This is a genomic window from Mycobacterium angelicum (assembly GCF_002086155.1).
Lineage (GTDB): Bacteria > Actinomycetota > Actinomycetes > Mycobacteriales > Mycobacteriaceae > Mycobacterium > Mycobacterium angelicum.
The window spans coordinates 70,226-95,695 of record NZ_MVHE01000003.1; the positions used below are offsets into that span (position 1 = coordinate 70,226).

Consider the following 25,470-nt stretch of genomic DNA (forward strand, 5'->3'; position numbering starts at 1 on the left):
CACCTCCCGCTTGCGGGGGACGGGTCGCCGCCGTCAGCACTAACTACTCAACAAACCCTTGGCGATGTGGGTGATTTGAACCTCGTTGCTGCCGGCATAGATCATCAGTGACTTCGCATCGCGGGCCAGCTGTTCCACCCGGTATTCGGCCATATACCCGTTGCCGCCGAACAGCTGCACGGCATCCATCGCGACGTCGGTGGCCGCCTCCGACGAGTACAGCTTGATGGCCGATGCCTCGGCCAGGGTCGGCTCTTTGCCGGCCCGGAGCCGCTCGATGGTCGCGAACACCATGTTCTGCACGTTGATCCGGGCGACTTCCATCTTGGCCAGCTTGAGCTGGATCAGCTGGAACTGCCCGATGTTCTTGCCCCACAACGTGCGCGTCTTGGCGTAATCCACACAGAGGCGGTGGCACTCATTGATGATGCCCAGCGCCATCAGCGCCACGCCCAGGCGTTCGACGGCGAAGTTGGCGCGCGCGCTGTCGCGCCCGTCGCCTTCGGAATGCCGTTCACTCTGGCCGAGTAGACGGTCGGGGGTGAGCCGGACGTTGTCGAAGAACAATTCGCCCGTCGGCGAAGACATCATGCCCATCTTCTTGAACGGCTTACCCTGTGTCAGGCCCGGCATGCCGGCGTCGAGCACGAATACCAGCACCGGCCGGTTGCGCCGGTCCACGGTTGGGTCACCGTCATCAAGCTTGGCGTAGACGACCAGCACATCGGCGAAGGGGCCGTTGGTGATGAAGGTCTTCTGCCCGTTGAGGATGTAGTCTGCGCCGTCGCGCTTCACGTACGTCTTCATGCCGCCGAATGCATCCGAGCCGGAGTCGGGCTCCGTAATCGCCCACGCCGCAATCTTTTCCAGCGTCATCAGGTCGAGCAGCCAGCGTTCCTTCTGAGCCAGCGTGCCGCGGCTCATGATGGTCGCCGCGCCCAGCCCGAGGCTGACCGCGACCGTGCTCAACAGCCCGATGCTCACGCCGGCGAGTTCGGACACCAGCACCGCGGCCATCGACGCCTGCGCGCCGATCCCGAAACCACCTGAGCTATCCGGCTTTTCGCTGGGCGGGCCGCTGCCGGCTTCCTTCGTCCGCTCCCGGTCCAGCATCGTCTTGACCTGTTCGGCGATCATCACGTCCAAACCGAACTGACTGAACAGCTTGCGCATGATCGGATAGGGCGACAGCGCACCCGCCTCCAACTCGTCCAGATGCGGCCGGACTTCCTTGTCGATGAACTGGCGAACGGTGTCGCGGACCATCAGGTCGGTGTCGGACCACTCGATCAAGGTTGCTCCCTAGCGTTCGGCGCGTTGATAGGCGGTGACGACGGCGGCGCCGCCCAGCCCGATGTTGTGTTGCAGTGCCGCGGTGACGTTGTCGACCTGTCGCTTGTCGGCGGTGCCGCGCAACTGCCACGTCAGCTCGCTGCACTGGGCCAGTCCGGTCGCGCCCAGCGGGTGGCCCTTGGAGATCAGCCCGCCCGAGGGGTTGACCACCCAGCGCCCGCCGTAGGTAGTCTGGTTGTCGTCGATCAGTTTGGGCGCCTCACCCTCGCCGCATAGCCCCAGCGCTTCGTAGAGCAGCAGTTCGTTCGCCGAGAAGCAGTCGTGCAACTCGATCACCTGGAAATCTTCCGGCCCGAGCCCGGACTGCTGGTAAACCTGTTGGGCGGCTTGCACATTCATGTCGTATCCGATGATGTTGCGGGCGCTGCCGTCGAAGGTGGAGGCGAAGTCGGTGGTCATCGCCTGCCCGACGATCTCCACGGCTTGGCCGGCCAGGTTGTGCTTGGCGACGTAGTCCTCGCTGGCCAACACCACCGCGGCCGAGCCGTCGGAGGTGGGCGAGCACTGCAATTTGGTGAGCGGGTCGGAGATCATCTTCGCGGCCAAGATGTCCTCGAGGGTGTACTCCTCCTGAAACTGCGCATTGGGGTTGTTCACCGAATGCTTGTGGTTCTTGAGACCGATCTTCGCGAAATGCTCGGCGGTGGTGCCGTATTTCTTCATGTGTTCGCGGCCGGCCGCCCCGAACATCCACGGCGCCACCGGAAAAGCGAATTCGTCGATCTCGGCGAGCGCCTTGACGTGCTTGCCCATCGGCGACTCCCGGTCCTGGGCGCCGCCCTGCAGCGCACCGGGCTGCATCTTCTCGAAGCCCAGCGCCAGCACGCAGTCGGCCACTCCCCCGCGGATGGCCTGCGCGCCGAGGAACAGCGCGGTGGACCCGGTCGAGCAGTTGTTGTTGACGTTGACGATCGGGATGCCCGTCATGCCGAGTTCGTAGAGGGCGCGCTGCCCGGACGTTGAGTCGCCCGCGACGTAGCCGACATAGCCCTGCTCGATCTCGCTGTAGTCGACCCCGGCGTCTGCGAGGGCCTTGGTGCCGGATTCCTTGGCCATCTGCGGGTAGTCCCAGCCTTCGCGGCGGCCCGGCTTTTCGAACTTCGTCATGCCGACGCCGACGACATAGACCTTGTTGGCTGACTTGTTAGGCATCTTGTTAGGCATCTTTGCCCCCTTGGCTGGAGAAGCGACTCGATCCCAAGTGTGCAACCTAGGCATGCGCAGCAACCGACCGGGGCCCGGTGTGTTATCGCCGAGCCTGCAATTTCGCAGGCGCCTACTCGCACTTTGTCTGCAGATTTACAGGGTCGACGGGCGGATCACGACCACCGACTTGGTACGTGCGCCCTCGTCGCGCAGCAGCGCGATCACCCGGCCGTCGGCGTCGGCGGCCGCGTACACGCCGTCGATACCGGCCGCCGACAGCGACCGGCCATTGCGCGCGGCATCAGCCTCCGCGGCGCTCAGAGTGCGACGGGCAAACATCAGCAGGCACGCCTCGTCCAGACTCAGGCTCAGCCGCGGCCGCTCCGCCAGGTCGTCCAGCGTCAGCGCTTGTGCCAGATCGAAACTGCCGACGCGGGTGCGGCGCAGTGACGTCAGATGGCCGCCGACGGCCAGCGCATCGCCCAGGTCGCGTGCCAGCGCGCGGATGTAGGTCCCCGACGAGCAGTCGACTTCGACATCAAGGTCGACGAGCTGATCGTGGCGTCGGGTGGCCAGCACCTGGAACCGGTCGATACGCACCGGCCGGGATGCGAGCTCGACGGCCTGACCCTGGCGTACCAACTGATACGCGCGCCGACCGCCGACCTTGATCGCGCTGACCGCCGACGGCACCTGGTTGATGTCGCCGCGCAGCCCCGCGACCGCAGCCACGATCGCCTCATCGGTAACCGCCTCGGCCGAAACCTCTTGCAGCAGTTCACCTTCGGTGTCCTCGGTGGAGGTGGTCTGGCCCAGGCGAATGGTGGCGGCATACGACTTTGTGGCTGCCGTGAGCAAGCCCAGGATCTTGGTGGCGCGCTCGATGCCGATCACCAGCACGCCGGTGGCCATCGGGTCCAGGGTGCCGGCGTGGCCCACCCGGCGGGTGGCAAAGATCCGCCGGCACCGGCCCACCACGTCGTGACTGGTCATCCCCGCCGGCTTGTCGACAACGACGATGCCCGGAACCGCCAAACTCATAGCACGATCGCGGTCAGCACCAGTCCGCGTTCGACCGACCAGCGCCCGGCCAATGTCCGCAGCGGCGGACCGGAAAGGGCGGCCGGGTCGATCAGAATCCGGGAGGTAAAGCGCCCTGTCGTAGAGCTGTCGGCTTCGAAGGTAATGTGCGCGTCTTCGAATCCCAGCCACCGCTTGGTCAGCGGAAACCACGCCTTGTACGTCGCCTCCTTGGCGCAGAACAGGATTCGATCCCAATGCAGCCCGTCGGGCATGGCATTGGGCATCTCGCTGCGCTCGGCCGGCAAGCTGATCGCATCCAGCACGCCGCCGGGCAGCACGTCGTGCGGTTCGGCGTCGATGCCCACCGAACGCAGCACGCCGTCGCGCCCCACCACGGCACCCCGGTAGCCGGTGCAGTGCGTGAGACTGCCCACCACGCCGGCGGGCCAGCACGGTTCGCCCTTGTCGCCCTTGAGGATTGGCACCGGTGGCACGCCGAGCTGGCGCAGCGCGGTGCGCGCGCAGTGCCGGACGGTGATGAATTCGTTGCGCCGCTTGGCCACCGATTTGGCGATCAACGGCTCCTCTTCGGGCAGCGGAGTCAGACCGGGCGGATCGGAATACAACTCGGCGTACGCCAGCTCGTCGACCACGGTGCCCGGCAACACCGACGGCACCAACATGCTTGCCGTCATCGTGATTGCCGCTGCCGCAATCGTTCCCGGAACTTGGTGGCCTGCGCCTTCATCTCTGGCGTGATCACGAAATGACCGCCGAAGTCGTTGAGATAGCCGGGCGCGTACTCGGGATCCGGCAGCACTTGGCGCAGCCAGCTGTAGGGCTTGCGACGGCGCCACTCACGCGGATAGCCCACCGACACTTCTTCAAAGCGCACGCCGTCGTACCAGGTGGTTCGCGGAATGTGGAGGTGGCCGTAGACCGAACAGACGGCGTTGTAGCGGGTGTGCCAGTCGGCGGTCTTGGTGGTTCCGCACCACAGCGAGAACTCCGGGTAGAACAGCGCTTCGCAGGGTTCTCGCACCATCGGAAAGTGGTTGACCAGCACGGTCGGCTGCATCCAGTCGAGCTGTTCGAGCCGGGCCCGGGTAGCCGCCACCCGCTCGCGACACCAGGCTTCCCGGGTCGGATACGGCTCGGGCGAGAGCAGATATTCGTCGGTGGCCACCACATTGCGTTCCCGGGCGATGGTCACGCCTTCGGCTTTGCTCGTAGCCCCGGCCGGCAGGAATGAGTAGTCGTACAGCAGAAACATCGGCACGATGGTGGCCGGCCCGCCCCGCTCCGTCCAGACCGGGAACGGATGCTCGGGGGTGACGACACCCATCTCGTCGCAGATGTTGACCAGATACTCGTATCGCGCCCGGCCGAAGATCTGCATCGGATCCCGGTTGGTGGTCCACAGTTCGTGGTTTCCGGGCACCCAGATCACCTTGGCGAATCGCCGTCGCAGCAGGTCAAGTGCCCAACGGATCTCGTCGGTGCGCTCGGCGACATCCCCGGCGACAATCAGCCAGTCATCGGGCGACGACGGGTGCAGCGACTCGGTGACAGGCTTGTTGCCCAGATGACCGGTGTGCAGATCGGAGACCGCCCACAGCGTCGGCTGTCCGCCACCGCCCGACTCGTGTCTCGTCACGACTAACCACCCTAACGTCCAGGTTCGACTGTGACGGCGCGCACGCGACTTGTACACTCCCGGCAAAGGGACCGCCAACGCCAGGGGGTGTCGTGTTCGCCAGGATGCGTTTGCTCGGAGCGCTTGGTGCAGTGGTTGCCGCGGTGGTGATCGGTGTGGCGGGCTGGCAGAGCATGCCGCCGTCGCCGGCCGGCGGCGCGACGTTCGAGTTGCGCTCGACCGCCGAACCGATGTCGACCACCATGAAGAGCCCGATCGTGGCGACCAACGATCCGAGCCCCTTCGACCCCTGCAACCAGATTCCCTTCGACGCGGTACAACGCCTCGGCCTGGCATACACCCCGCCCGAAGCCGAGGAGGGGCTGCGCTGCCACTACGACGCCGGCAACTACCAACTCGCCGTTGAGCCCATCACCTGGCGCACCTACGCCCAGACGCTTCCGCCCGACGCCATCGAGACCACTATCGCCGGGCACCGCGCCGCTCAGTACTGGGTTTTGAAGCCGACCTACCACAACAGCTATTGGTTCGCCTCCTGCATGGTCACCTTCAAGACCAGCTATGGAGTGATCCAGCAGGCGCTGTTCTACTCGACGGTCTACTCCGAGCCCGATGTGGACTGCCCGTCGACCAACCTGCAGCGCGCGAACGACCTCGTTCCGTTCTACAGGTTCTAGCAAGTTCCAGGTTGACCAACCCGATCGGCGCCGCTGCCGGCAGACTGCTGGGTCTGCCGCCTGCGACCGCCCGCTACTGTGTGCGCCGCGTCGCGATCCCGATGCGCGACGGCGTCGACCTGGTGGCCGACCACTACGCACCGATCACCGACGAGCCGGCCGGCACGTTGCTGGTGCGCGGTCCCTATGGGCGCAGGCTTCCGTTCTCATTGGTGTACGCCAGGCTGTACGCGGCCCGCGGCTATCACGTGGTGCTGCAAAGCGTGCGCGGCACCTTCGGATCCGCCGGCGAGTTCGAGCCCATGGTCAACGAGGCAGCCGACGGCGCCGACACGGTCAAGTGGCTGCGAGAGCAACCCTGGTTCACCGGCCAGTTCGGCACCATCGGCCTGTCTTACCTGGGCTTCACGCAGTGGGCGCTGCTGCACGACCCGCCGCCGGAACTGGCCGCTGCCGTCATCACCGTGGGGCCGCACGACTTCCGGGCCTCGACCTGGGGCACCGGGTCGTTCGCGGTCAACGACTTCCTGGGGTGGAGCGATCTGGTTGCGCGCCAAGAAGATCCGGGGCGCATCCGCGCCGGAATCCGCCAGCTGACCTCTCCGCGCCGGGTGGCGCGCGCCCTGGAGGCGATGCCGATGGGCCCGGCGGTCCGGGGACTGCTCGGCGAAGGCGCACCGTGGTTCGAATCGTGGTTGGAACACACCGACGGCGACCACCCGTTCTGGGACCGGTTGCGCTTTCCTGCCGCACTGGACCGCGTGCAGGTTCCAGTACTGCTCATCGGCGGCTGGCAAGACATCTTTTTGCACCAGACGCTGCAGCAATATCGGCATTTGCGGGACCGCGGCGTGAACGTCGCGCTGACCATCGGGCCCTGGACACACACCCAGATGCTCACCAAGGGGCTGGCGATCGGCGCGCAGGAGTCACTGGACTGGCTCGGCGCCCACCTGGGCGGCGCCCCGGCGCTGCAGCGCCCCAGCACCGTGCGTATCTTCGTGACCGGCCAAGGCTGGCGTCACCTCTCGGATTGGCCGCCACAAACGCGCTGGCGCGCAATGTATCTGCAACCCAACGGCCGTCTCGGCGAATCCGCGCCGGCCTCCGCGACCGGGCAAGCGCCGACGGCAACGTTCCGCTACGACCCGGCCAATCCGACCCCCACCACGGGCGGTCCGCTGCTGGCGCGCGCCGGCGGCTACCGCGACGACAGTCGGCTGGCGTTGCGCGACGACGTGCTGGCCTTCACCGGCCCCACCCTGACCCACGACTTGTACGTCTACGGAAATCCCGTCATCGAGCTGACGCACTCCTCGGATAATCCTCACGTCGATCTGTTCGTCCGGGTCAGCGAGGTCGACGCACGGGGCCGGTCGCGCAATGTCAGCGACGGCTACCGACGCCTCGGGGACGCCCCGCAGACCGTCACGCTCGAACTCGACGCGATCGCACACCGATTCAAGGCCGGCTCACGCATTCGCGTTCTGATTGCCGGCAGCTGGTTTCCGCGCTACGCGCGCAATCTCGGCACCCACGAGCCGGCCTTGACCGCCCGGCAGGTCACGCCGGTCTCCCACGCGGTGCACTTCGGGGACTCGCGGCTACTGCTGCCGGTGGGCGAACTCTCAGCCGACGGCGTCGCGAACCCGGGCAGCGATCTGAGCTAGCGTCGCGTCGTCGCGCACCGGCGACGCCAAAGCCGGACACACGTCGAGCTGAACCCAACTGGTACAGCCGGCGTAGTCGGGGATCCGGGTCAGCGGCACGGGTCGCGTCAGCGGAATGGCGGAGACCACCAACACGGCGAGCTTGTGCTTGGGCCGGAAATCGAGCCGGTCGGCGCGAACCGACTCGGTGGTCCAGATATGCAGGTCTTCGATCTCTTCCAGACCTTCTGGACGGCTAACTGGCAGTGCGGCAACAACTTTCGCCGCCGCGCGTACCAGCAACCGCTCGTCGGTGCTGTCGGCGGCCGCGGGTCCCAGCAAGTCCTGGTGTTCGGGTCGAACCCGTTCGGCGTGGCTGTGCGCCACCGTCGGAAACAACAAGAACTCCTGGGCGGCCACTTCGAACCGCTTTTCGCCGATACCGCCCTTGCGCAGCAGCACGGTCTGGCGGCCGTCCAGCAGCGCATGCACTGCCGCGCTCCACTCTTTGAGCGCGGGCGTCACTGCGATCTCGCCAGCCGGGCCAGCACCTCGGGGCGGCGCAGCGGCGGAATGGTCTTAGGCGGCTGACGCCGTGGCGGCAGGGCTTGCAGTAGCCGGGTGGTGGTGGCGGTGACCTCGGTGACGGCGGCCTCGAAGGCTTCGGCGTTAGCCGCCGACGGATGGGTAATGCCGCTGACCTTACGCACGTATTGGCGCGCCGCGGCCGCGATCTCCTGAGCTGTGGGCGGTGGTTCCAGCCCACGCAATTCGGTGATGTTCCGACACATGCCTCAACGATAGGTGGGCCCGGCTACCCGGCAGAGGGGCAGCGGTGCATCACGCGATAACGGAATCCGTATCGTTGGTCGGCCACCGAGCTATGCCGGGTCGCCGAGGTCATCGGCATGCCCGACAGGACCGCGTTCGTCTTTGCGGCGGCCATCTTGCCCACGATGTCGAGCTGCTCCTCCCACGGGCCTGCCTGAAAGGCCCGGACAGTGGCTTCCCAACTTCTCGGCGTCGACAAGGATCCCGTCGACCCAGCCTTGCCCATCACCGCCGACACCGGTCTGGCCATCCTCTCGAGGTGCTCCAGCTCATCGATGTACGGCTGGACTTGCCCGGCACTTCCCCTCGTCCCGAGCGGAAGTTTTGCGCCCCAGTTGTCCAGCACCGAAGACCCCGAGTCGCCGGCGCCACCAGGCGTCCCCGGTATGACCTGCTGCACGATGGAGACGCTATACAGCGCTGCCCCCAACAATAAATAGCTCTGCCCGAGGAGCCGTACCAGCGTGGTCCGTTCGGCGGGCGTGAGGTCGGGCAGATGCGCCTCGAGCCACTGCACGAATTCCTCCCACCACGAGAGCACCGAGTGCGTCGACAACTGTTGCAGCGCAAGGGATACCGCAGAGCTGGAGACGAGCTGCCAAGCCCTCGACGACATCGTCGATTCGAAAGCCGCCTTGGCTACCGCGGCCGCTTGCCGCTGTGGTCCAGTCGGGTCGGCGGTCGACGGCGCGGGCGTGAACGCCGTGAGCACCGTCGCGGTCGCCGAGGAACCGGCATAGCAGTACATCGCGGCGGCGTCTTGTGCCCACATCTCGGCATATTCGGCCTCGGTGGCCGCGATCGCCGCGGTGTTCTGCCCGAAGAAGTTGGTGGCGACAAGCGCCATCAACAAGGCGCGATTAGCGGCGACGGCCGGCGGAGGCACGGTCATGGTGAATGCCGTCTCATAGGCGGCGGCGGCCATCCGTGCCCGGCTGGCAGTCTCTTCGGCCTGGGTGGCGGTGGCGCTGAGCCACGTGACGAAGGGGTTGACGGCCGAGAGCATCGACGCTGCCGCCGGGCCGATCCACGGCCCGCTGGTCAGCTCGGCGATCACCGACGCGTAGCCAGATGCCGTCGCGCCCAGCTCGGCCGCCAAGCCATCCCAGGCAGCCGCGGCCGCCAGCAGGGATCCCGAACCAGGACCGGCGTACATGCGCGCGGAATTGATCTCCGGGGGCAACGCCCCGTAATCCATAGCCATCAGCGGCAGAGGTCTTATCCGGCAAACGGTGGGCGCGCCATGACGGTGGGGCGCACACCGTATCGCGGCCCGGAGCCAGATGCGCTGTGCCCTGGTCCGGCTAGCGGCATGCCGCCCAGCATGTTTCCGCTGCCGGCGGCGGCGTCGGGAGTGAATTTCAGCGTCTCGATCGGCATGCGCACCGGCATTGGCTCGGGCTGCGGTCCCGCCCCTGCCCAGGACGGCGGAACCGACAACCGGCCGAGCGATGAGGAATGGCCCATGCTGGCCGAGACTGGCCCGCCGCTGCCCAGCAAGCCGCCGAGCCCCGCCAAGCCGCTTTGGGCGGCCCCGCTGGCGGCTGCGGCGGTACTGCCGCCGAGCAACCCCAACGTCTTGCTCGACTGAACGAAGTTGTTGGCCATACCGATGCTGAAGTAGGGCAAACCCTCGGTGTTGTAGAAGAAGCTGGCATAGGGCTGCAGGTCGGTGAGCAGCGCCGCGATCGAGGTGGGAAAAACGGTGGTGCCGAACAGGATCTGCCAAAGCCACTGCAGCGGGTTGTCTGCCAGCAAATGCGAGGCGATCGGCCCGGAGAGGCCGGACAGCGCCTGGGGAATGCCCGATATGAGACGGGCGAGCGCTGACTGGCTGGGGCCGGCCGCTGTGGCGGCGGCGTGAGCGACCGCAGCGCCCTGTCCGGCACCGGCGGCGGGGTTGACGATGTGCGGCGGCTGCTCGAACGGCGTCAACCGCGTGGCGGATGCGTTAGCGGCGGCGTACTCGTACATGGCCGCGGCGTCTTGGGCCCACATTTGGCCGTACTCGGCTTCCAGAGCGGCGATCGCTGCACTGTTATGGCCGTAGATATTCGTCGAGCGCAACTCGGCCAGCTGCATCCGGTTGGCCAGAATCTGCGGCGGTGGCACCATCGCGGCGAGGGCGGTCTCGTAAGCGGCCGCCGATGCTCTGGCCTGCATGGCCGTCTGCTCGGCTTGGGCGGCGGCGGCCCTCGTCCACACCACGTACGGTGTGACGGCATCGGCCATCGCCGTCGACGCGGGACCGAGCCACTCTTCCCCGGTCAGCTGCGTGATCAGGGTTTCATAACAGGTGGCGGCCGAATCCAGTTCTACTGCAAGCCCGTTCCAGGCAGATGCCGCGGCCGTCATCGGCATCGACCCCGGGCCGGTATACATTCGCGCGGAATTGATTTCCGGTGGTAAACCACCAAAATCCATCGCTTCGTCTCCTTGCTGAGGGAAGTGGCGGCGTTCACCGTTGGCGCTCGCACTAACCGTTGATCTCAAAGAGTGAGTCGGTAACAGTATTTTAATGAAACCGTTGTCATCTGCACCTATTGGCGCCTCGAAATAAAGGTAGCGGTCCGCCGCCAAAAGTCAAAGATCGTTGACAATTGTTCATCCGCAGTACACCTCGCGCCGCCCCGAGTTTTCGAAGGCGCCAAACTGGTTCGTGCTGCGTTGCGCCCTTGGCCGTGCGGCACAGGCTCCCAAAACCGCTGGTCGGTAACGTGTCGACCGGGACCCACCCCCGTGCGGGCGACAAGGAGGATTCTCATGTCCGACGACATCCTGTTAATCGACACCACCGAGCGGGTGCGCACGCTGACCCTGAACCGGCCGCAGTCACGCAATGCGCTGTCTTCGGCTCTGCGCGATCAATTCTTCGGCGCCCTGGCCGATACAGAGACCGACCACAGCGTCGACGTCGTGATCGTCACCGGCACCGATCCGGTGTTCTGCGCCGGATTGGACCTCAAAGAGCTGGGCGGGCAGTCGGCGCTGCCGGACATCTCACCGCGCTGGCCGGCCCTGACCAAGCCGGTGATCGGCGCGATCAACGGCGCCGCGGTGACGGGTGGGCTGGAGCTGGCGCTCTACTGCGACATCCTGGTCGCCTCCGAACAGGCGCGGTTTGCCGATACGCATGCCCGGGTGGGGTTGCTGCCGACCTGGGGACTCAGCGTGCGATTGCCGCAGAAGGTGGGGGTGGGGCTGGCCCGACGGATGAGCATGACCGGGGACTACCTGTCGGCCGCCGACGCGCTGCGGGCCGGCCTGGTCACCGAAGTGGTGCCGCACGGGCAACTGCTTGCCACCGCACGCCAGGTGGCGGCCTCGATCGTCGGCAACAACCAGGACGCGGTGCGCGCCTTGCTGGCCTCCTACCACCGGATCGACGAGTCGCAGAACGCCGCGGGGCTGTGGCAGGAAGCTATGGCCGCCAGGCAGTTTCGCACCAGCGGCGAGGATATCGCGGCCAACCGCGAGGCCGTGCTGCAGCGCGGGCGTTCCCAGGTGCGCTAGCCCCGCGGCGATCGCAAGCGCGGCGAAGTCGGGCACCGCACCCTTTCCCCGAAGGATTGAGGGCATATTGCCACAACCGCCGGAGCGCGGCGGGCAATTTTGTGCAAAATCCTCACATTACAGCCACTGTCGGCCCAATTCGGGGGCGCAGCGGCTATCAATTGATGCATTGCGTCCTTTCTTCCGACAAATCGCCGTGCGATAATCGAATCAAGTAACGCGAGGTCACCGAGGTATGCGCGCGTGCTGTGCGCGACCACGAGTGGCGGGAGCACTCCTGCTTCCCAATAAATTTGCCGCATGCGCCCGGCATAATGCCGAGGCGCATTAACAGCATGCCGGAAAGTAAAAAGTAATGATAGATCGTTTATTCGCGGCCGTACAAACGCACGGCCAGCATGGTTTCACGCCCGTTCCACGGATCCTTGCAACGATGTCGTCGCCATGAGGGAAATCGTCGACCAATTTCGCAGTTTTAACAGAGCCACCCAGGTATTGATGGTTAATCACTTGGGTATCAACGTCGGTTTCTACATGTTGATGCCGTACTTGGCCGGCTACCTGGCCGGGCCTCTTGGATTGGCAGCGTGGGCCGTCGGCTTAGTGCTTGGCGTCCGCAACTTTACACAGCAGGGCATGTTTTTTCTGGGCGGCTCTCTCGCCGACCGGTTCGGATACAAGCCGGTAATTGTGGGCGGGTGCCTGCTGCAGACGGGCGCATTTGCGCTTCTGGGAATCGCGCAATCGTTGCCGAGTTTGTTGACTGCCGCTGCGGCAACGGGTCTGGCAGGGGCGCTATTCAACCCCGCGGTGCGTGCGTATGTCGCGGCCGACTCCGCGGATAGGAAAATTGAAGCCTTCGCGGTGTTCAACGTCTTCTACCAGGCAGGTATCCTGCTCGGACCACTCCTGGGTGTGGCGCTGTTGACGCTCAACTTCAGCATTACCATCTTGGCCGCAGCTGCCGTCTTCGCGATGCTGACCCTCACCCAATTGCTCGTACTGCCGCAGCGGGCCGCTTATCTCGAACCGGCAGCCGGCGCACGGAAATCGGTCCGTCTGGGCTGGTGGGTCGTCATCCGCAATCGGCGTTTCATGTGGTTCGCCGCTACCATGACGGGCCGTTACGTGCTGGCTTTCCAGATCCATTTTGTTCTGCCGCTTCAGGCCGCGTTTATAGCGCCGCAAAGCCACTCCATTTTGGTGGCAGCAATGTTCGCGGTGTCGGGTGTGGTCGCTATCGCGAGCCAATTGCGCATCACCCAGTGTCTTGCTACGAGATGGGGAACGGGCGGCAGCCTGGTGATCACAGCGATTGCCATGGCGGCTTCATTCGTACCGCTCGCGCTGGTGCCCAACGCCGCGCGGTTCGGGTTGTTGGCCGCGGTGGCCGCGTTGTTGTTATCTACCGCTTTGCTTAACACCGCTTCGGCGACCATGTTCCCTTTCGAGATGCGTAAGGTCGCGACGCTGGCAGACGACCAACTCGTAGCCACGCACTACGGGTTCTATAGCACCATCGTGGGTGTCGGGGTTCTTTTCGGCAACCTCGCTATCGGCTCGTTACTGACCGCGGCGCATCGATTCGGTGCCGACGAAATCATCTGGTTGACGTTAATCATGGCCGGGCTGCTGACGGTGGTGGGACTGTATCGGCTGGACACGTATTTACCCGGTGTGCGCAGAAAAACCGCCGCGCAAATACTTGCGCTGGCGGCTGAGTAACCGGGCCTCTGCAATGGATTTCGCGCTACTACCACCGGAAGTCATTTCGACGAGGATGTACACCGGTCCGGGCGCGCAGCCGATGCTGGCCGTCGCGGCAACATGGGACCGGCTGGGAGAGCAGCTATATTCGTCGTCGACGGCCTACTCCTCGGTGATCTCACAGCTGATCAGCGGACCGTGGCTAGGACCGGCGGCGATGGCAATGGCGTTGGCAGCCGAGCCCTATGCGATGTGGCTCATGACCACCGCCGACGTGGCACAGGAGACCGCATGCCAGGCTCGGGCGGCTGCGGCAGCGTTCGACGCAGCGCTCGCGATGACGGTGCCCCCGCCATTGATCAGCGCCAACCGCAGCCTGGTGCTGTCACTCGTCGAGTCGAACACATTCGGGCAAAACAGCCCCGCCATTGCCGCCGCGGAAGCCGAGTACGACCGAATGTGGACCCAAGATGTCGACGCGATGTATTGCTATGCCGGCAATTCCGGAGCCGCGGCCAGGTTGTCGCCCTTCAGTTCCCCACCGACGAACACAAACCTCGGCGGTTCGGCCGCCCAATTGGCCGCCGACCAGCAAGCCGCAACGAACGCCTCCGCCGCCCTAACCGAACTGACTGCCGCCCTACCCGGCGCGCTGCAACAGCTCGCATCGCCGGCCGCCTCGCCGCCATCGTTTCTGTCATGGTTGACCTCATTGGCATCGTTGATCTCACCGATGGTCATACCCTTGTACGGTTTGAGTTCGATTATGTCGACCATGTCGTCGTTGTCGTCAGTCCTCAAGTCGACGGGCAATACGGCCACGGCAATTGACAAGGGAATTAGCGGGCTCGAAGCGGCCACGGCGAATGGGGTTGCCGCGGCGACGAGCCCCATAACCTCGGCCGGCCTTGCGGTCAAAACCTCTGCCCCCGCCGCCGCAGTCGGTGCGGCGGGCACGATCGGCGCGTTGTCCGTCCCACCGAGCTGGGCTACTGCCAGCCAGCCGGGCACCCCGCCGCAGTCGGGACTTGGGGCGTCCCTCGCGGGGCAGCCCTATGAGTCGGGAGCCGATCACGGCGCACCTGCGCTGCTGGGTCCTCCGCTGGCAGCCTCAGGCAGGCGAGGCGAGAGTGAGACAACCGGAGCGACGCCTCGCTTCGATATACGCCCAACCGTGATGCCCCGCTCCCCCATCGGCGGATAGCCGATAACCCCTTATGACAATTGCGCCCGGATAGGCAGTCATCAATCGCGCAAATGGGAAGTGACCAACGGCTAGGATTTGCTCATGGCGGAGGGGAAATGCATTAGCCCGTCGGGGGGATGCCCCGACGATTGTCGATGCGGCGGCGACTGCACGCCGCGGTGCCCGAGCGACTGTAGAGCAGTCGTGCAAGCCGGAAGCGGTGTTCGCCGGCAGCATTACGCTGAAAGTGCAGCACGGCGTAAGCGGGCGCTGCGGATCACCGCCCTATTAGCGGCAATTATCAGCGGCGGTTTCATAATTGTTCAGCTCGTCATCGGCGCATGGTCCTGGCAACTTGAATGGGTGAATATCAGCGCATCGATTATTTTCCTGATCGTACCTGCATTACAGCGCTTTGGAGAATTAGTTCCGCCCATTACACTGATAATCGCGGCGTATGCGTCTATTTTTGCCAGCTGCTGGGACGTGGGCACCGGTTTGGGCTCGGAGCTCTTCTACCTGGTAGCGGCCTCGCTGCTGGTGGTGCTCCTAGGGATTGAGCACATCAAATTAGCTGCCGTACTGGCCGGTGTGGCCGCGTGCCTGGTTATCATTTTGGAGTTCTCCGTCCCGCGGAATACCGGACTGGAGCCAGCTTGGGTGGTTTCAGTGGCATTTATTCTCACGACGGTTTCGGCGTGCGGAATTGTGGTCGCGACAATATGGTTCACATTAAGAGACACCGCTCGTGCCGAGATCGCTTTAGAAGCGGAATACACCCGCTCGGAGGCGTTGCTGGCAAACATCTTGCCCGTTAGCATCGCCGACCGCCTCAAACAGCCTGGACAAAAGGTGATCGCCGATAGATACGACGACGCCGGAGTACTGTTCGCCGACATTGCGGGATTCACCAAGCTCGCCAGTCATACCCCTGCTCACGACCTCGTGAAATTGTTGGACCGCCAATACAATGCATTCGATGAGTTGGCCGAGAAGCACGGCATGGAAAAGATTAAAGTCACCGGCGACTCTTATATGGTGGTCAGCGGCGTTCCGGACGCAACACCAGACCACATCCACGCGCTTGCCGACTTTGCTCTCGACCTAGCCGAAACCGCGGCTACGTTGAACGACTCGCAAGATCAACCGATGCAAATTCGGATCGGCTTTGCCGCTGGACCGGTAGTTGCCGGTGTCGTGGGTTCTCGCCGCTTTTTCTACGACGTGTGGGGCGACGTGGTAAACCTCGCGTCGCGGATGGAATCGACCGGTTCGGTGGGCCGGATTCAGGTTCCGCAGGCGATATACGAACGCCTCAAAGAGGACTTCACTCTGCATGAGCGCGGCGAAGTCGACATCAAGGGAAAAGGCGTCATACGCACCTGGTACCTGGTCGGCCGCAATAAATCCCATGCCGCCTCCCAGCGATCCATGGGCCAACGCAACGGGGTGGACATCTGACCGGCGAGTCCGCAAACACGCTAGCCGTGGCGCAGCCCCGGGAGTTTCCGCGCGATCTGTCGATCGAAGACGACCTGCAGCTGCTTTTGGATACTGGTGAAGGTTTTGGTCACGTCGGCTCCTTTGAGTCCGATGGATTCCAGGCCGGCGCCGATGATGCGGTCGCCGCCGGGTAGGAAGACCCGCGCGTAATCCTGCGACCGGGTATACGGCAGCTGATCGAGCGCCACTCGGGCGCGCGGATTGTCGGCCAGGTACTTCATTTCACTGGGATCGTTGACGGCCGATTTCCGCACCGCTAGATACCCGGTGTGCTGGCCGAAGTAAGCGGTGTTGGCCGGGTTGGTGAGGAATGCGATGAACTTGAGCGCGTTCAGCTTTCGCTCCGGCGAGAGCTTGGCGGGAATCGCCAGCCCCGACCCACCCGTCGGACAGCCGGGAGTTCCGCCGGGCCCGGTGGGCAACGGCGCGACGCCGAAATCGAATCTGGCCGTTCGGGTGACACCGGCCAGATCACCGGTGGTGGACATGGTCGAAGCCAGAATGCCGGTGGCGAATTGATTGGCGACATCGATGGCGATCGCGGCATAACGCTTGCTGTGAATGGAGTTTCGCAGGAACTCACCGGCCGCGATGGTAGCCGGGTCGGTGAATGTCAAGTTCCACTCTCGCGAGTAGGCGCCGCCGAACGTCCAGTCCGGCCCCTGGTATGTCCAGGGCAGGACTTCGGCATTGCCCCAACCGTGTGCCCATTTTCCGGCGCCGGCGGCGCGCTGCAACTCTGGACCCCACTGGTCGAACTCCTGCCAGGATTTGGGTCCCCGGTCGGGCAGTCCGACGTGGGACCACAGCTCCTTGTTGTAGTAGAACAACGGGGTCGAGCGCGCATACGGCAGCGCGTAGTGTCGGCCGTCGAACAGGTAGTCGCCCAGCATCGTGTCGACGTAGTCTGAAGGATCTACTCCGGCCGGGCCGAACAGGTCGTCGAGCGGAGCGATGACGCCGTTGAGGGCGAAGTGAAACCACCAAACATCGGATAGCACAACAACATCGGGCACATCACTGCCGATCAACGCCGCATTGAATTTGTACGCCACCTCGGCGTAGTCCTTGCCGGCGTTGATCAGCTTGACCGACAAGCCCGGGAATTCGCGCTCGAACCGGCCGATGATTTCCTTTTCCACCGCCGTGGATTGGCCAGGATGGTTGGACCAGAAGGCAATTGGCCCACTGCCTGACTTCACTGACATGCCGCCGCCCATGCCGGCGCAGCCGGCGGTAGCCAGGGCAGACAAACACAGCAATCCGCGGCGGCTCAACGCATCCATACCGCTAACCTTTGACCGCACCGGACGTGAGGCCCTTGATCATCTGACGTTGCAGGACAATGAAAATCAGGAGGATCGGCAGCATCGCGAGCAGGGTCACCGCCATCACCGGACCCCAGTTCGTCACGCCCTCGGCCTGCTGCAAGAAGGTCAGGCCCACCGGGAGCGGCGCCACCGATTCGTCGTCGGACATCAAGAACGGCCACAGGTACTCGTTCCATTCATTGACGACCGTGATTACGCCGAAGGCAACCATGGTGGGCCCCGACATCGGCAACACGACCCGCAGCAGCAGCTGCCACCAGCGAGCACCGTCCATCCAGGCCGCTTCGATGATCTCCGGCGGCAGCGACAGAAAGTGGTTGCGCATCAAGAATGTTCCGAACGCCACTCCGGCCAGGGGCAGGATGATGCCCGGGAAAGTGTTGCGCAGACCCATTTGTGAGATCAAGGCATAGTTGGATATCACGGTGATCTGATTGGGCACCATCAGCGCGGCGATGATCAGCAAGAACACCGCGGTCTTGCCCGGAAATTCGACGAATACCAAGCCGAACGCACTGAGCACGCCGAGCGTGAACTTCACCGCAGCCAGCGCCGACGTGATGATCACCGAGTTGCGCAGGAAGGTCCAGAACGGAATCTGCTCGGTGGCCGTCCGGTAATTCTGCGGATGCCAGCGCGGCGGCCACCAGGTGGTCGGCTGCGAGTAGATGTCGGGCTGATCCTTGAGCGAAGTGAAGAACACGAACAGCAGCGGCCCGGCAATCACTAGAACAACCAACAGCATTGCCACGTAGCCGAGCAGCCTGGCGCTGCGCTGATCCGCCCTCATTGCTGCCCCCGATCCATCACCCGCACTTGGTAATACGTGATGGCCAGCAGCACCAGGAACATGATCGTGGCGACGGTGGCGCCGTAGCCGGCGCGGAAATTCCGGAACGTCTCCAGATACACCTGGTACACCATCGTTGTGGTGCCGGTGCCCTCCGGCCCGCCGCGGGTCATCACGTTGATGATGTCGAACACCTGCAACGAGTTGATCAGCACGGTAATGGACAGAAAGAACGTGGTGGGGCGCAGCTGGGGCAATAGCACGCGACGGAAGGTCATCCACCGGCCGGCGCCGTCAATCTCGGCCGCCTCCAACAAGTCCCGGCGAACCCCCTGTAACGCTGCCAGGTAGATGACGAAGGTGTACCCGAGATTTTTCCAGATATAGGTGACGGTCACCATGAACAGCGCCCAATGCGCATCCTGGTAGAAGTCGGGCACGCCGGCGCCGACGCGGTGCAGCAGGTCCTGAACCAGGCCGAAGTGCGGATCGAAGACGAACTGGGCCGCCAGTCCGACGGCCGCACCCGAGATCACAAACGGCGCGAATACCGTTGAGCGCACCAGGTTCCGGCCACGCAGCGGCTGATTGAGCAGCATCGCCAGAACCAGACCCAGCGCCATGGAGCCGATGACTGCGGCCACGGTGAACACCGCGGTATTGAACACGATTTGGCGGGTGTCCGACCGGGTGAACCACTCCACATAATTGGACAACCCCACGAACTCTGCTCTGGGATCGGAGATGTTCCAGTCGAAAAAGGACAGTCGGATGTTGTCGGCGAGCGGGCGGTAGACGAACATCGCCAACAAGACCACATTGGGTCCGACCAGGACGGCGAACAGCGCCGCACTTCTGAGGGCGTTGCCTTGCGACCTTTGCCGCGTTCGGCGCGTCGTGGTCACGCGCGCAGTGTAGCTCTGGGGCCCGCGCTCTAAGCCGTCCCGGTCACCACCCAGCGCCCGGACAAGGCCCGCCATCCGACGAAGACCAGCCGCAGGGCAACGAAGGTGCTCAATCCCGACCAGATGCCCGCGAGCCCCCAGCCGAACACCAGGGCCAACCAGGTCAGCGGCAGAAAACCCACCAGTGCGCTCACCACGGTCGCGGTGCGCATGAACTTCGCGTCACCCGCGCCCAGCAAGACCCCGTCCAGCGCGAAAACGATTCCGGCGAGCGGTAATTGGGCGACCATGAACCACCAGGGCACGCCGATCGCGGCGAGCACCGATCGATCGCCGGTGAACAGCGCGGGCATGACCGGGGCGCCCGCGGCGAACACCGCCGCCAACAGTGCGCCCGCCAGTGCGGAGAACACCGTCACCCGCCATGCCACCGACTTCGCGTGCTCGGCATCGCCGGCCCCCAGTGCGGCACCGACCAGCGACTGCGCCGCGATGGCCAGCGAATCGAGCACCAGCGCGAGAAAACCCCATACCTGCAGCACCACCTGGTGGGCTGCTAGCGCCGCCGCGCCGAACCGGGCGGCCACCGCCGCAGCCGAGATGAAGCACGCCTGGAAAGCCAGGCTCCGCACGAACAGGTCGCGGGCCATCACCAGCTGGGCGCGCATCGCAATTCGGTCCGGTCGCAGCGGCACCCGTTCGGCCAGCAATGCACCGCCGAACAGCAGCGCCGCCAGCCACTGGCCGACCAGATTGGCCACCGCCGACCCGGCCAACTCCATCCGCGGCAGGCCCAGCCAGCCGTATACCAGTGGCGGGCACAGCAGCGACGAAACCCCGAAGCCGGCAACCACATAACGCAGCGGCCGCACGGTGTCCTGCACGCCACGCATCCAGCCGTTGCCGGCCAACGACACGAGCACCGCCGGAACACCCATGATCGCGATCCGCAGCCATGGCAGCGCCGCGGCGGCGATGTCGCCACCTCTCACATCGGGCCCGGCGATCACCCTTGCCAGCGGCACCGCGGCGACCTGCACCGAGACGATGATCAATGCACCTAAAGCCAGCGCCAACCACGTCGCCTGCACACCTTCGTTGACCGCGGCCGCCCGGTTTCCGGCGCCGTAGTACCGCGCCGAGCGCGACGTCGTCGCATAGGACAGAAAGGTCGACTGGGAACTGGCCATGCCCAGCACCAAGCTGCCGATGGCCAACCCGGCCAGCGACAGCGCGCCCAGGCGTCCGACCACCGCGGTGTCGAACAACAAGTAGAGGGGCTCGGCGGCCAACACCCCCAGCGCGGGCAATGCCAGCTTCGCGATCTGCCAGCCACCGGCGCCGGGGCGGGCCGCGTCGGTCAAGACTGCTCAGGCAAGTGCGGCGCGCAACGAGGCGACCGCGTCGTCGATCGAGCCGGTGGCGGTATATCCCGCTGCCAAGCGGTGGCCGCCGCCGCCGAACCCGGCCGCGACCGCAGCCAGATCAATGTCACGCTTGGCCCGCATCGACACCGACCACCGCTGCGGCTCGACCTCCTTGAACACCGCAGCCACTTCGGCCTGCTGCGTGGTGCGCACGATATCGACGATGCTTTCGACTTCCTCGGGACGCGAAGTGACCCAGTCCCGGTTGTCGACGACGGCGTACACCAGGCCGCGACCGTTAACCGCCTCGGGAATCAACCGCGCCGAGCCCAGTACCCGCGATAGCAGTGGCAACCACACGAACGGATGCGTATCCATCAGCGACCGACTGATCGCGGCATTGTCCACGCCGGCTTCAACCAGCCGGGCCGCCAGCCGAAGGGCACGCGCACTGGCCCAGCGGAACGACCCGGTGTCGGTGGTCAGCCCGGCGTAAATGCAGTGTGCGACACCCTTTTCTATCGGCTTGCCCCACGCGTCGAGAATCTCGGCGACCAACATCGTGGTGGAATCCGCCGTCGGGTCGACGAAGTTCGCGGTACCGAACATGTCGTTGGAGGCGTGATGGTCGATGACCAACAGTTCCTGAGGATGAGCCGCCAGATCGCTCAGGGCGCCGAGCCGGTTCGCACTCGGAACATCAACCGTCACAACCAGATCCACGTCGCGGCAGATCGCATCCGGACTCACCAGCAACTGGCAGCCGGGAAGCGTCCGCAGCGACTCGGGCAGTGTTTCTGGCGCTGCGAAGCTGACCTCCACCTGCTTGCCGCACTCGTCGAGCACCAACGCCAATGCCAGCCCGGCACCGATGGTGTCGGCGTCGGGGTGGACATGGCAGACCACCGCGATCCGGTCCGAGGCGGACAGCAGCTCGACGGCGCCTGCGGCATCGACGCGGACCCCTGGTTCAAGGGCCGAGCGGCGAGGCATGTCGGTCAGCTCAATCTTTGGCTCGATCGTCGTCACCGGCTTCCTCAGGGTCAGCTGACACTTCTTCTGATGCGACCGACCTGTACGGATCGGCCTCCCCCGCCGGCTTTGCTCCCACCCGCACCCGCGCCAGATCCTCATCTGCGGCGCGAGCGCGGGCCAACAACTCTTCCATGCGATGCACGGTGTCGGACGTCGTGTCGCGGGCGAAGGTCAGGGTGGGGGTGAATCGCACACCCGTGCCCGCCCCGACCTTGGAACGCAGCACTCCCCTGGCCCGTTCCAGCGCTGCCGTCGCCGCGGCATAGTCCGGCTCGTCGTCCAGTGTCCGTCCCATGACCGTGTAATAAACCGTTGCGTCATGCAGGTCGGCGGTCAACTTCGTGTCGACGATGGTCACCCCGGCCAGCCCCGGATCCTTGATCTCGTACTCGATCGCCGAGGCGACGATTGTCGAGATCCGCTTGGCCAGCCGGCGTGCCCGCGCGGGATCAGCCATCAGCTCCGTTCTTTCTGGACCAGCTCGTAGGACTCGATGACGTCGCCTTCCTTGATGTCGGAATAGCCCAGCGTCATACCGCACTCGAAACCCTCGCGGACCTCGGTCACGTCGTCCTTCTCCCGGCGCAACGAGTTGATCGTCAGGTTCTCGGTGACCACGATGTTGTCCCGCAGCAGCCGGGCCTTCGCATTGCGGCGCACCACGCCGGAGGTGATCAGGCAGCCGGCGATGTTGCCGACCTTCGAGGACCGGAACAGCGCCCGAATCTCGGCGCGGCCCAGCTGGTTTTCCTCGTAGATCGGCTTGAGCATGCCGCGCAGGGCCTTCTCGATCTCGTCGATCGCCTGATAGATGACCGAGTAGTAGCGGATCTCGACGCCTTCGCGGTTGGCCAGCTCGGTCGCCTTACCCTCGGCACGCACGTTGAAGCCGATGATGATGGCGTCCGACGCCGATGCCAGGTTGACGTTGGTCTCGGTGATGCCACCGACACCGCGGTCGATGACGCGCAGCGCCACTTCGTCGTCGACCTCGATCCCCATCAGGGCCTCTTCCAGCGCCTCGACGGTACCGGCGTTGTCGCCCTTGAGGATCAGGTTCAGCTGGCTGGTTTCCTTCAGCGCCGAGTCCAGGTCCTCAAGGCTGATCCGCTTGCGGCTGCGCGCGGCCAGCGCGTTGCGCTTGCGCGCGCTGCGCCGGTCGGCGATCTGGCGGGCGATGCGGTCCTCGTCGACAACCAGGAAGTTGTCACCGGCGCCGGGCACCGACGTGAACCCGATGACCTGCACCGGACGCGACGGCAATGCCTCCTCGACGTCCTCGCCGTGCTCGTCGACCATGCGGCGGACACGCCCGTAGGCATCGCCGGCGACCACCGAGTCGCCCACCCGCAAGGTGCCGCGCTGAATCAGCACGGTGGCCACCGGGCCGCGACCGCGGTCCAGGTGCGCCTCGATCGCCACACCCTGGGCCTCCATGTCGGGGTTGGCCCGCAGATCCAGTGCGGCATCGGCGGTCAGCAGCACCGCTTCTTCCAGCGCCTCGATGTTGGTGCCCACCTTCGCCGAGATGTCGACGAACATGGTGTCGCCACCGAAATCCTCTGCTACCAAACCGTATTCGGTGAGTTGGCCGCGAATCTTGGCCGGGTCTGCGCCTTCCTTGTCAATCTTGTTGACCGCCACCACAATTGGCACATCGGCGGCCTGCGCGTGGTTGATGGCCTCCACTGTCTGGGGCATCACGCCGTCGTCGGCCGCGACCACCAGGATGGCGATGTCGGTGGCCTTGGCGCCACGGGCACGCATGGCCGTGAACGCCTCGTGACCCGGGGTGTCGATGAAGGTGATCAGTCGCTCGTCACCGTCGAGATCGACGCTGACCTGGTAAGCACCGATGTGCTGGGTGATGCCTCCGGCTTCGCCCTCGCGGACACTGGCCTTGCGGATGGTGTCCAGCAAGCGGGTCTTGCCGTGGTCGACGTGGCCCATGACCGTGACCACCGGCGGACGCGTCTGCAATTCGGACTCGTCGCCGGTGTCTTCGCCGTAGGTCAGGTCAAACGACTCAAGCAGCTCGCGGTCCTCGTCCTCGGGGCTGACCACCTGCACGACGTAATTCATCTCGCTGCCCAGCAGCTCGAGCGTCTCGTCGCCCACCGACTGGGTGGCCGTCACCATTTCGCCGAGGTTGAACAGCGCCTGCACCAGCGCCGCCGGGTTGGCGTTGATCTTGTCGGCGAAGTCGGACAATGAAGCTCCGCGCGCCAGCCGGATCGTCTCGCCGTTGCCGTGCGGCAACCGCACGCCGCCGACGACCGGCGCCTGCATGTTCTCGTACTCGGCGCGTTTGGCCCGCTTGGACTTACGGCCGCGCCGGGGCGCGCCGCCGGGACGGCCGAACGCGCCGGCGGCACCGCCGCGTTGGCCGGGACGGCCACCGCCGCCCCCGCCGGGACCACCGCCGCCGGGACGACCCCGGAAACCGCCACCGCCGCCGGGTGCGGCACCGACGCCACCGCCTCCGCCGCGGTAGTTACCGCCGCCACCATCGGTGCGGCCACCACCGGGACCACCGCCGGGCCGGGCGCCACCGGGCCGCGGGGCGCCGGTGCGGGGCGGACGGGGTCCGCCGGCCGCGCCGCCGGGACGCGGCGGCATGCTGCCGGGCGAAGCACCACCCGGACGGGGTGCGCCAGGACGGGGGCCGCCGGGACGTGGCGCCTGCGGATGCGGACGCGGGATGGGCCGGTCGACGGGCTGCGCCGACGAGAACGGGTTATTTCCGACGCGCGGGGTGCGAACGCCTGGCTTGGGCGCCGGGCCTGGCCGTGGTCCGGGAGTCATTCCCGGGTGCGGAGCCTGCGGACTGGCTGGCTGCCCGGGCGCCGGCGCCGGCGCCGGCGCCGGGCCGGGAGCGGGCGCTGCGGCGGCAGCCGCCGAGGCCTGGGAGGCGGCCGAGGCCGGGGTGGCGGTGGTGGGCCTGCCGGAGTCGGCCTTCGCGGGCGTGCCGGCTGGTGCGCCATTGCCCACCGCGTTGTCGATCGCCGACTCTAAGGCTGCGTCGACAGACTTAGCGGGCGCCTTGGCTGCCGCGGGGCCGGGTGCGTTCTCGGGGGCCTTGGCGCTGCCCTTCTGGGCGGCCGGGCCGGCCGCCGGCTTGGCGCCTCCGAACGATTCCCGAAGCCGGCGAGCGACGGGTGCCTCCACCGTCGATGATGCCGATTTAACGAATTCGCCCTGTTCATTCAGCCGGGCGAGGACTTCCTTGCTGGTAACACCGAGTTCCTTAGCCAACTCGTGTACGCGGGCCTTACCTGCCACTACATCTCCTGTCTATGAGGCGACAGTCGTGGGCCGCGCCTCGGGTGCTAGCTGTAACGCATAAAGGTGGGAGTCATCGGGACTTCACGGTGTGCTCATGTTCGTTGCTACCTGTTCTATTGCCTGGTGGTGTGGGCGCGTCTAGAAAACCAACGTGCTCGACCACCGCGGATGTATCCGGTGAACCGGTGATGCGCAGCGCTCTGGTGAAAGCCCGCCGCCGAATCGCTTGTTGCACGCACTGCGGTGAGGGATGCAGCCACGCACCCCGGCCCGGCAGGCTTCCGGCAGTGTCAACGATCACGGCGTGCTTGCCGTTCCCGTCCGACTCAGCCACCACTCGAAGCAGTTCGGCGGCCAACTCTCGCTTCCGGCACCCGACACACGTCCGCACCGGACCATCGGTGCATCTGTGTGCCCAGCTGGTTCGGGGGGCCGAAGGCTCGCGCTGGATCACGGCTCAGTCTAGCGTCACCGAACAAGCCGTCCGAACCACCCGGCGATGCGGGTTGTGC

23 protein-coding genes are annotated in these 25,470 nt (G+C 65.4%); 6 read left to right on the forward strand and 17 right to left on the reverse strand.

What is annotated here, in order from left to right:
- Positions 1–39: 39 nt before the first annotated feature.
- The 5 genes from BST12_RS03055 to BST12_RS03075 all read right to left on the reverse strand — a co-directional run bounded on the left by BST12_RS03055 (position 40) and on the right by BST12_RS03075 (position 5,179).
- Complete coding sequence (locus BST12_RS03055) at positions 40–1,293, reverse strand: acyl-CoA dehydrogenase family protein (protein WP_083111538.1); 1,254 nt, start codon at positions 1,291–1,293, stop codon at positions 40–42.
- Between the two features lie 9 nt (positions 1,294–1,302).
- Positions 1,303–2,505 carry a lipid-transfer protein gene (locus BST12_RS03060; RefSeq protein WP_083111539.1) on the reverse strand — a complete coding sequence of 401 codons (1,203 nt, stop codon included), beginning with the start codon at positions 2,503–2,505 and terminating at the stop codon, positions 1,303–1,305.
- A 147-nt stretch (positions 2,506–2,652) separates the two neighbouring features.
- A complete protein-coding gene (gene truB / locus BST12_RS03065) occupies positions 2,653–3,540 on the reverse strand; it encodes a tRNA pseudouridine(55) synthase TruB (RefSeq protein WP_083111540.1) in 888 nt (295 codons plus the stop codon).
- Entirely contained in the window at positions 3,537–4,217 is a 681-nt protein-coding gene (gene pptT, locus BST12_RS03070) for a 4'-phosphopantetheinyl transferase PptT (RefSeq protein WP_083111541.1), read from the reverse strand. Before pptT ends, truB begins: the two co-directional genes overlap by 4 nt.
- Positions 4,214–5,179 carry a metallophosphoesterase family protein gene (locus tag BST12_RS03075; RefSeq protein WP_083111542.1) on the reverse strand — a complete coding sequence of 322 codons (966 nt, stop codon included), beginning with the start codon at positions 5,177–5,179 and terminating at the stop codon, positions 4,214–4,216. Before BST12_RS03075 ends, pptT begins: the two co-directional genes overlap by 4 nt.
- 92 nt (positions 5,180–5,271) lie before the next feature.
- Between BST12_RS03075 and BST12_RS03080 the strand changes: the two genes are divergently transcribed.
- Both BST12_RS03080 and BST12_RS03085 read left to right on the forward strand, forming a co-directional pair.
- Entirely contained in the window at positions 5,272–5,856 is a 585-nt protein-coding gene (locus BST12_RS03080; protein ID WP_083111543.1) for a DUF3558 domain-containing protein, read from the forward strand.
- A gap of 11 nt (positions 5,857–5,867) precedes the next feature.
- Positions 5,868–7,526, forward strand: a complete 1,659-nt coding sequence (locus BST12_RS03085) for a CocE/NonD family hydrolase (RefSeq protein ID WP_083111544.1) — start codon at positions 5,868–5,870, stop codon at positions 7,524–7,526.
- Here the strand turns inward: BST12_RS03085 and BST12_RS03090 are convergent.
- Genes BST12_RS03090 through BST12_RS03105 form a run of 4 tightly spaced genes read right to left on the reverse strand, consistent with a single transcriptional unit; the run spans position 7,485 to position 10,760 of the window.
- Positions 7,485–8,030, reverse strand: coding sequence for a DUF1802 family protein (locus BST12_RS03090; protein WP_083111545.1), 546 nt, complete (start codon positions 8,028–8,030; stop codon positions 7,485–7,487). The genes BST12_RS03085 and BST12_RS03090 overlap by 42 nt on opposite strands.
- On the reverse strand, positions 8,027–8,296 hold the full coding sequence (locus tag BST12_RS03095; RefSeq protein WP_083111546.1) for a DUF2277 domain-containing protein: 270 nt from the start codon (positions 8,294–8,296) through the stop codon (positions 8,027–8,029). Before BST12_RS03095 ends, BST12_RS03090 begins: the two co-directional genes overlap by 4 nt.
- 23 nt (positions 8,297–8,319) lie before the next feature.
- On the reverse strand, positions 8,320–9,534 hold the full coding sequence (locus BST12_RS03100; protein WP_083111547.1) for a PPE family protein: 1,215 nt from the start codon (positions 9,532–9,534) through the stop codon (positions 8,320–8,322).
- Between the two features lie 20 nt (positions 9,535–9,554).
- Positions 9,555–10,760, reverse strand: a complete 1,206-nt coding sequence (locus BST12_RS03105; protein ID WP_083111548.1) for a PPE family protein — start codon at positions 10,758–10,760, stop codon at positions 9,555–9,557.
- Positions 10,761–11,099: 339 nt separating this feature from the next.
- Here BST12_RS03105 and BST12_RS03110 point away from each other — a divergent pair, with 339 nt between their 5' ends.
- From BST12_RS03110 to BST12_RS03125, 4 genes are all read left to right on the forward strand, one after another.
- Positions 11,100–11,849, forward strand: a complete 750-nt coding sequence (locus BST12_RS03110; protein WP_083111549.1) for an enoyl-CoA hydratase — start codon at positions 11,100–11,102, stop codon at positions 11,847–11,849.
- 444 nt (positions 11,850–12,293) lie between these two features.
- The gene (locus BST12_RS03115; protein WP_083111550.1) at positions 12,294–13,574 is read left to right on the forward strand and encodes an MFS transporter; all 1,281 of its coding nucleotides are present in this window, start codon (positions 12,294–12,296) and stop codon (positions 13,572–13,574) included.
- Positions 13,575–13,587: 13 nt separating this feature from the next.
- Positions 13,588–14,760, forward strand: coding sequence for a PPE family protein (locus BST12_RS03120; RefSeq protein ID WP_083111551.1), 1,173 nt, complete (start codon positions 13,588–13,590; stop codon positions 14,758–14,760).
- 84 nt (positions 14,761–14,844) lie between these two features.
- On the forward strand, positions 14,845–16,203 hold the full coding sequence (locus BST12_RS03125) for an adenylate/guanylate cyclase domain-containing protein (protein WP_083111552.1): 1,359 nt from the start codon (positions 14,845–14,847) through the stop codon (positions 16,201–16,203).
- A gap of 20 nt (positions 16,204–16,223) precedes the next feature.
- Here BST12_RS03125 and BST12_RS03130 read toward each other — a convergent pair whose 3' ends face one another.
- From BST12_RS03130 to BST12_RS03165, 8 genes are all read right to left on the reverse strand, one after another.
- Positions 16,224–17,531, reverse strand: coding sequence for an ABC transporter substrate-binding protein (locus BST12_RS03130; RefSeq protein ID WP_083111553.1), 1,308 nt, complete (start codon positions 17,529–17,531; stop codon positions 16,224–16,226).
- A 4-nt stretch (positions 17,532–17,535) separates the two neighbouring features.
- Positions 17,536–18,366 carry a carbohydrate ABC transporter permease gene (locus tag BST12_RS03135; protein WP_083111554.1) on the reverse strand — a complete coding sequence of 277 codons (831 nt, stop codon included), beginning with the start codon at positions 18,364–18,366 and terminating at the stop codon, positions 17,536–17,538.
- On the reverse strand, positions 18,363–19,271 hold the full coding sequence (locus BST12_RS03140) for a carbohydrate ABC transporter permease (protein ID WP_245850036.1): 909 nt from the start codon (positions 19,269–19,271) through the stop codon (positions 18,363–18,365). Before BST12_RS03140 ends, BST12_RS03135 begins: the two co-directional genes overlap by 4 nt.
- A 29-nt stretch (positions 19,272–19,300) precedes the next feature.
- Positions 19,301–20,635, reverse strand: a complete 1,335-nt coding sequence (locus BST12_RS03145; RefSeq protein WP_083111556.1) for an MATE family efflux transporter — start codon at positions 20,633–20,635, stop codon at positions 19,301–19,303.
- Positions 20,636–20,641: 6 nt separating this feature from the next.
- Positions 20,642–21,667 (reverse strand): DHH family phosphoesterase, encoded by a 1,026-nt coding sequence (locus BST12_RS03150; protein WP_139801466.1) that lies wholly within the window; start codon positions 21,665–21,667, stop codon positions 20,642–20,644.
- A complete protein-coding gene (rbfA, locus tag BST12_RS03155) occupies positions 21,642–22,130 on the reverse strand; it encodes a 30S ribosome-binding factor RbfA (RefSeq protein WP_083111557.1) in 489 nt (162 codons plus the stop codon). Before rbfA ends, BST12_RS03150 begins: the two co-directional genes overlap by 26 nt.
- Positions 22,130–24,955 carry a translation initiation factor IF-2 gene (gene infB / locus BST12_RS03160; protein WP_083111558.1) on the reverse strand — a complete coding sequence of 942 codons (2,826 nt, stop codon included), beginning with the start codon at positions 24,953–24,955 and terminating at the stop codon, positions 22,130–22,132. Before infB ends, rbfA begins: the two co-directional genes overlap by 1 nt.
- 73 nt (positions 24,956–25,028) lie before the next feature.
- Positions 25,029–25,412: a YlxR family protein gene (locus tag BST12_RS03165; protein WP_211281197.1), complete on the reverse strand. Its 384-nt coding sequence runs from the start codon at positions 25,410–25,412 to the stop codon at positions 25,029–25,031.
- Between the last annotated feature and the right edge of the window lie 58 nt (positions 25,413–25,470).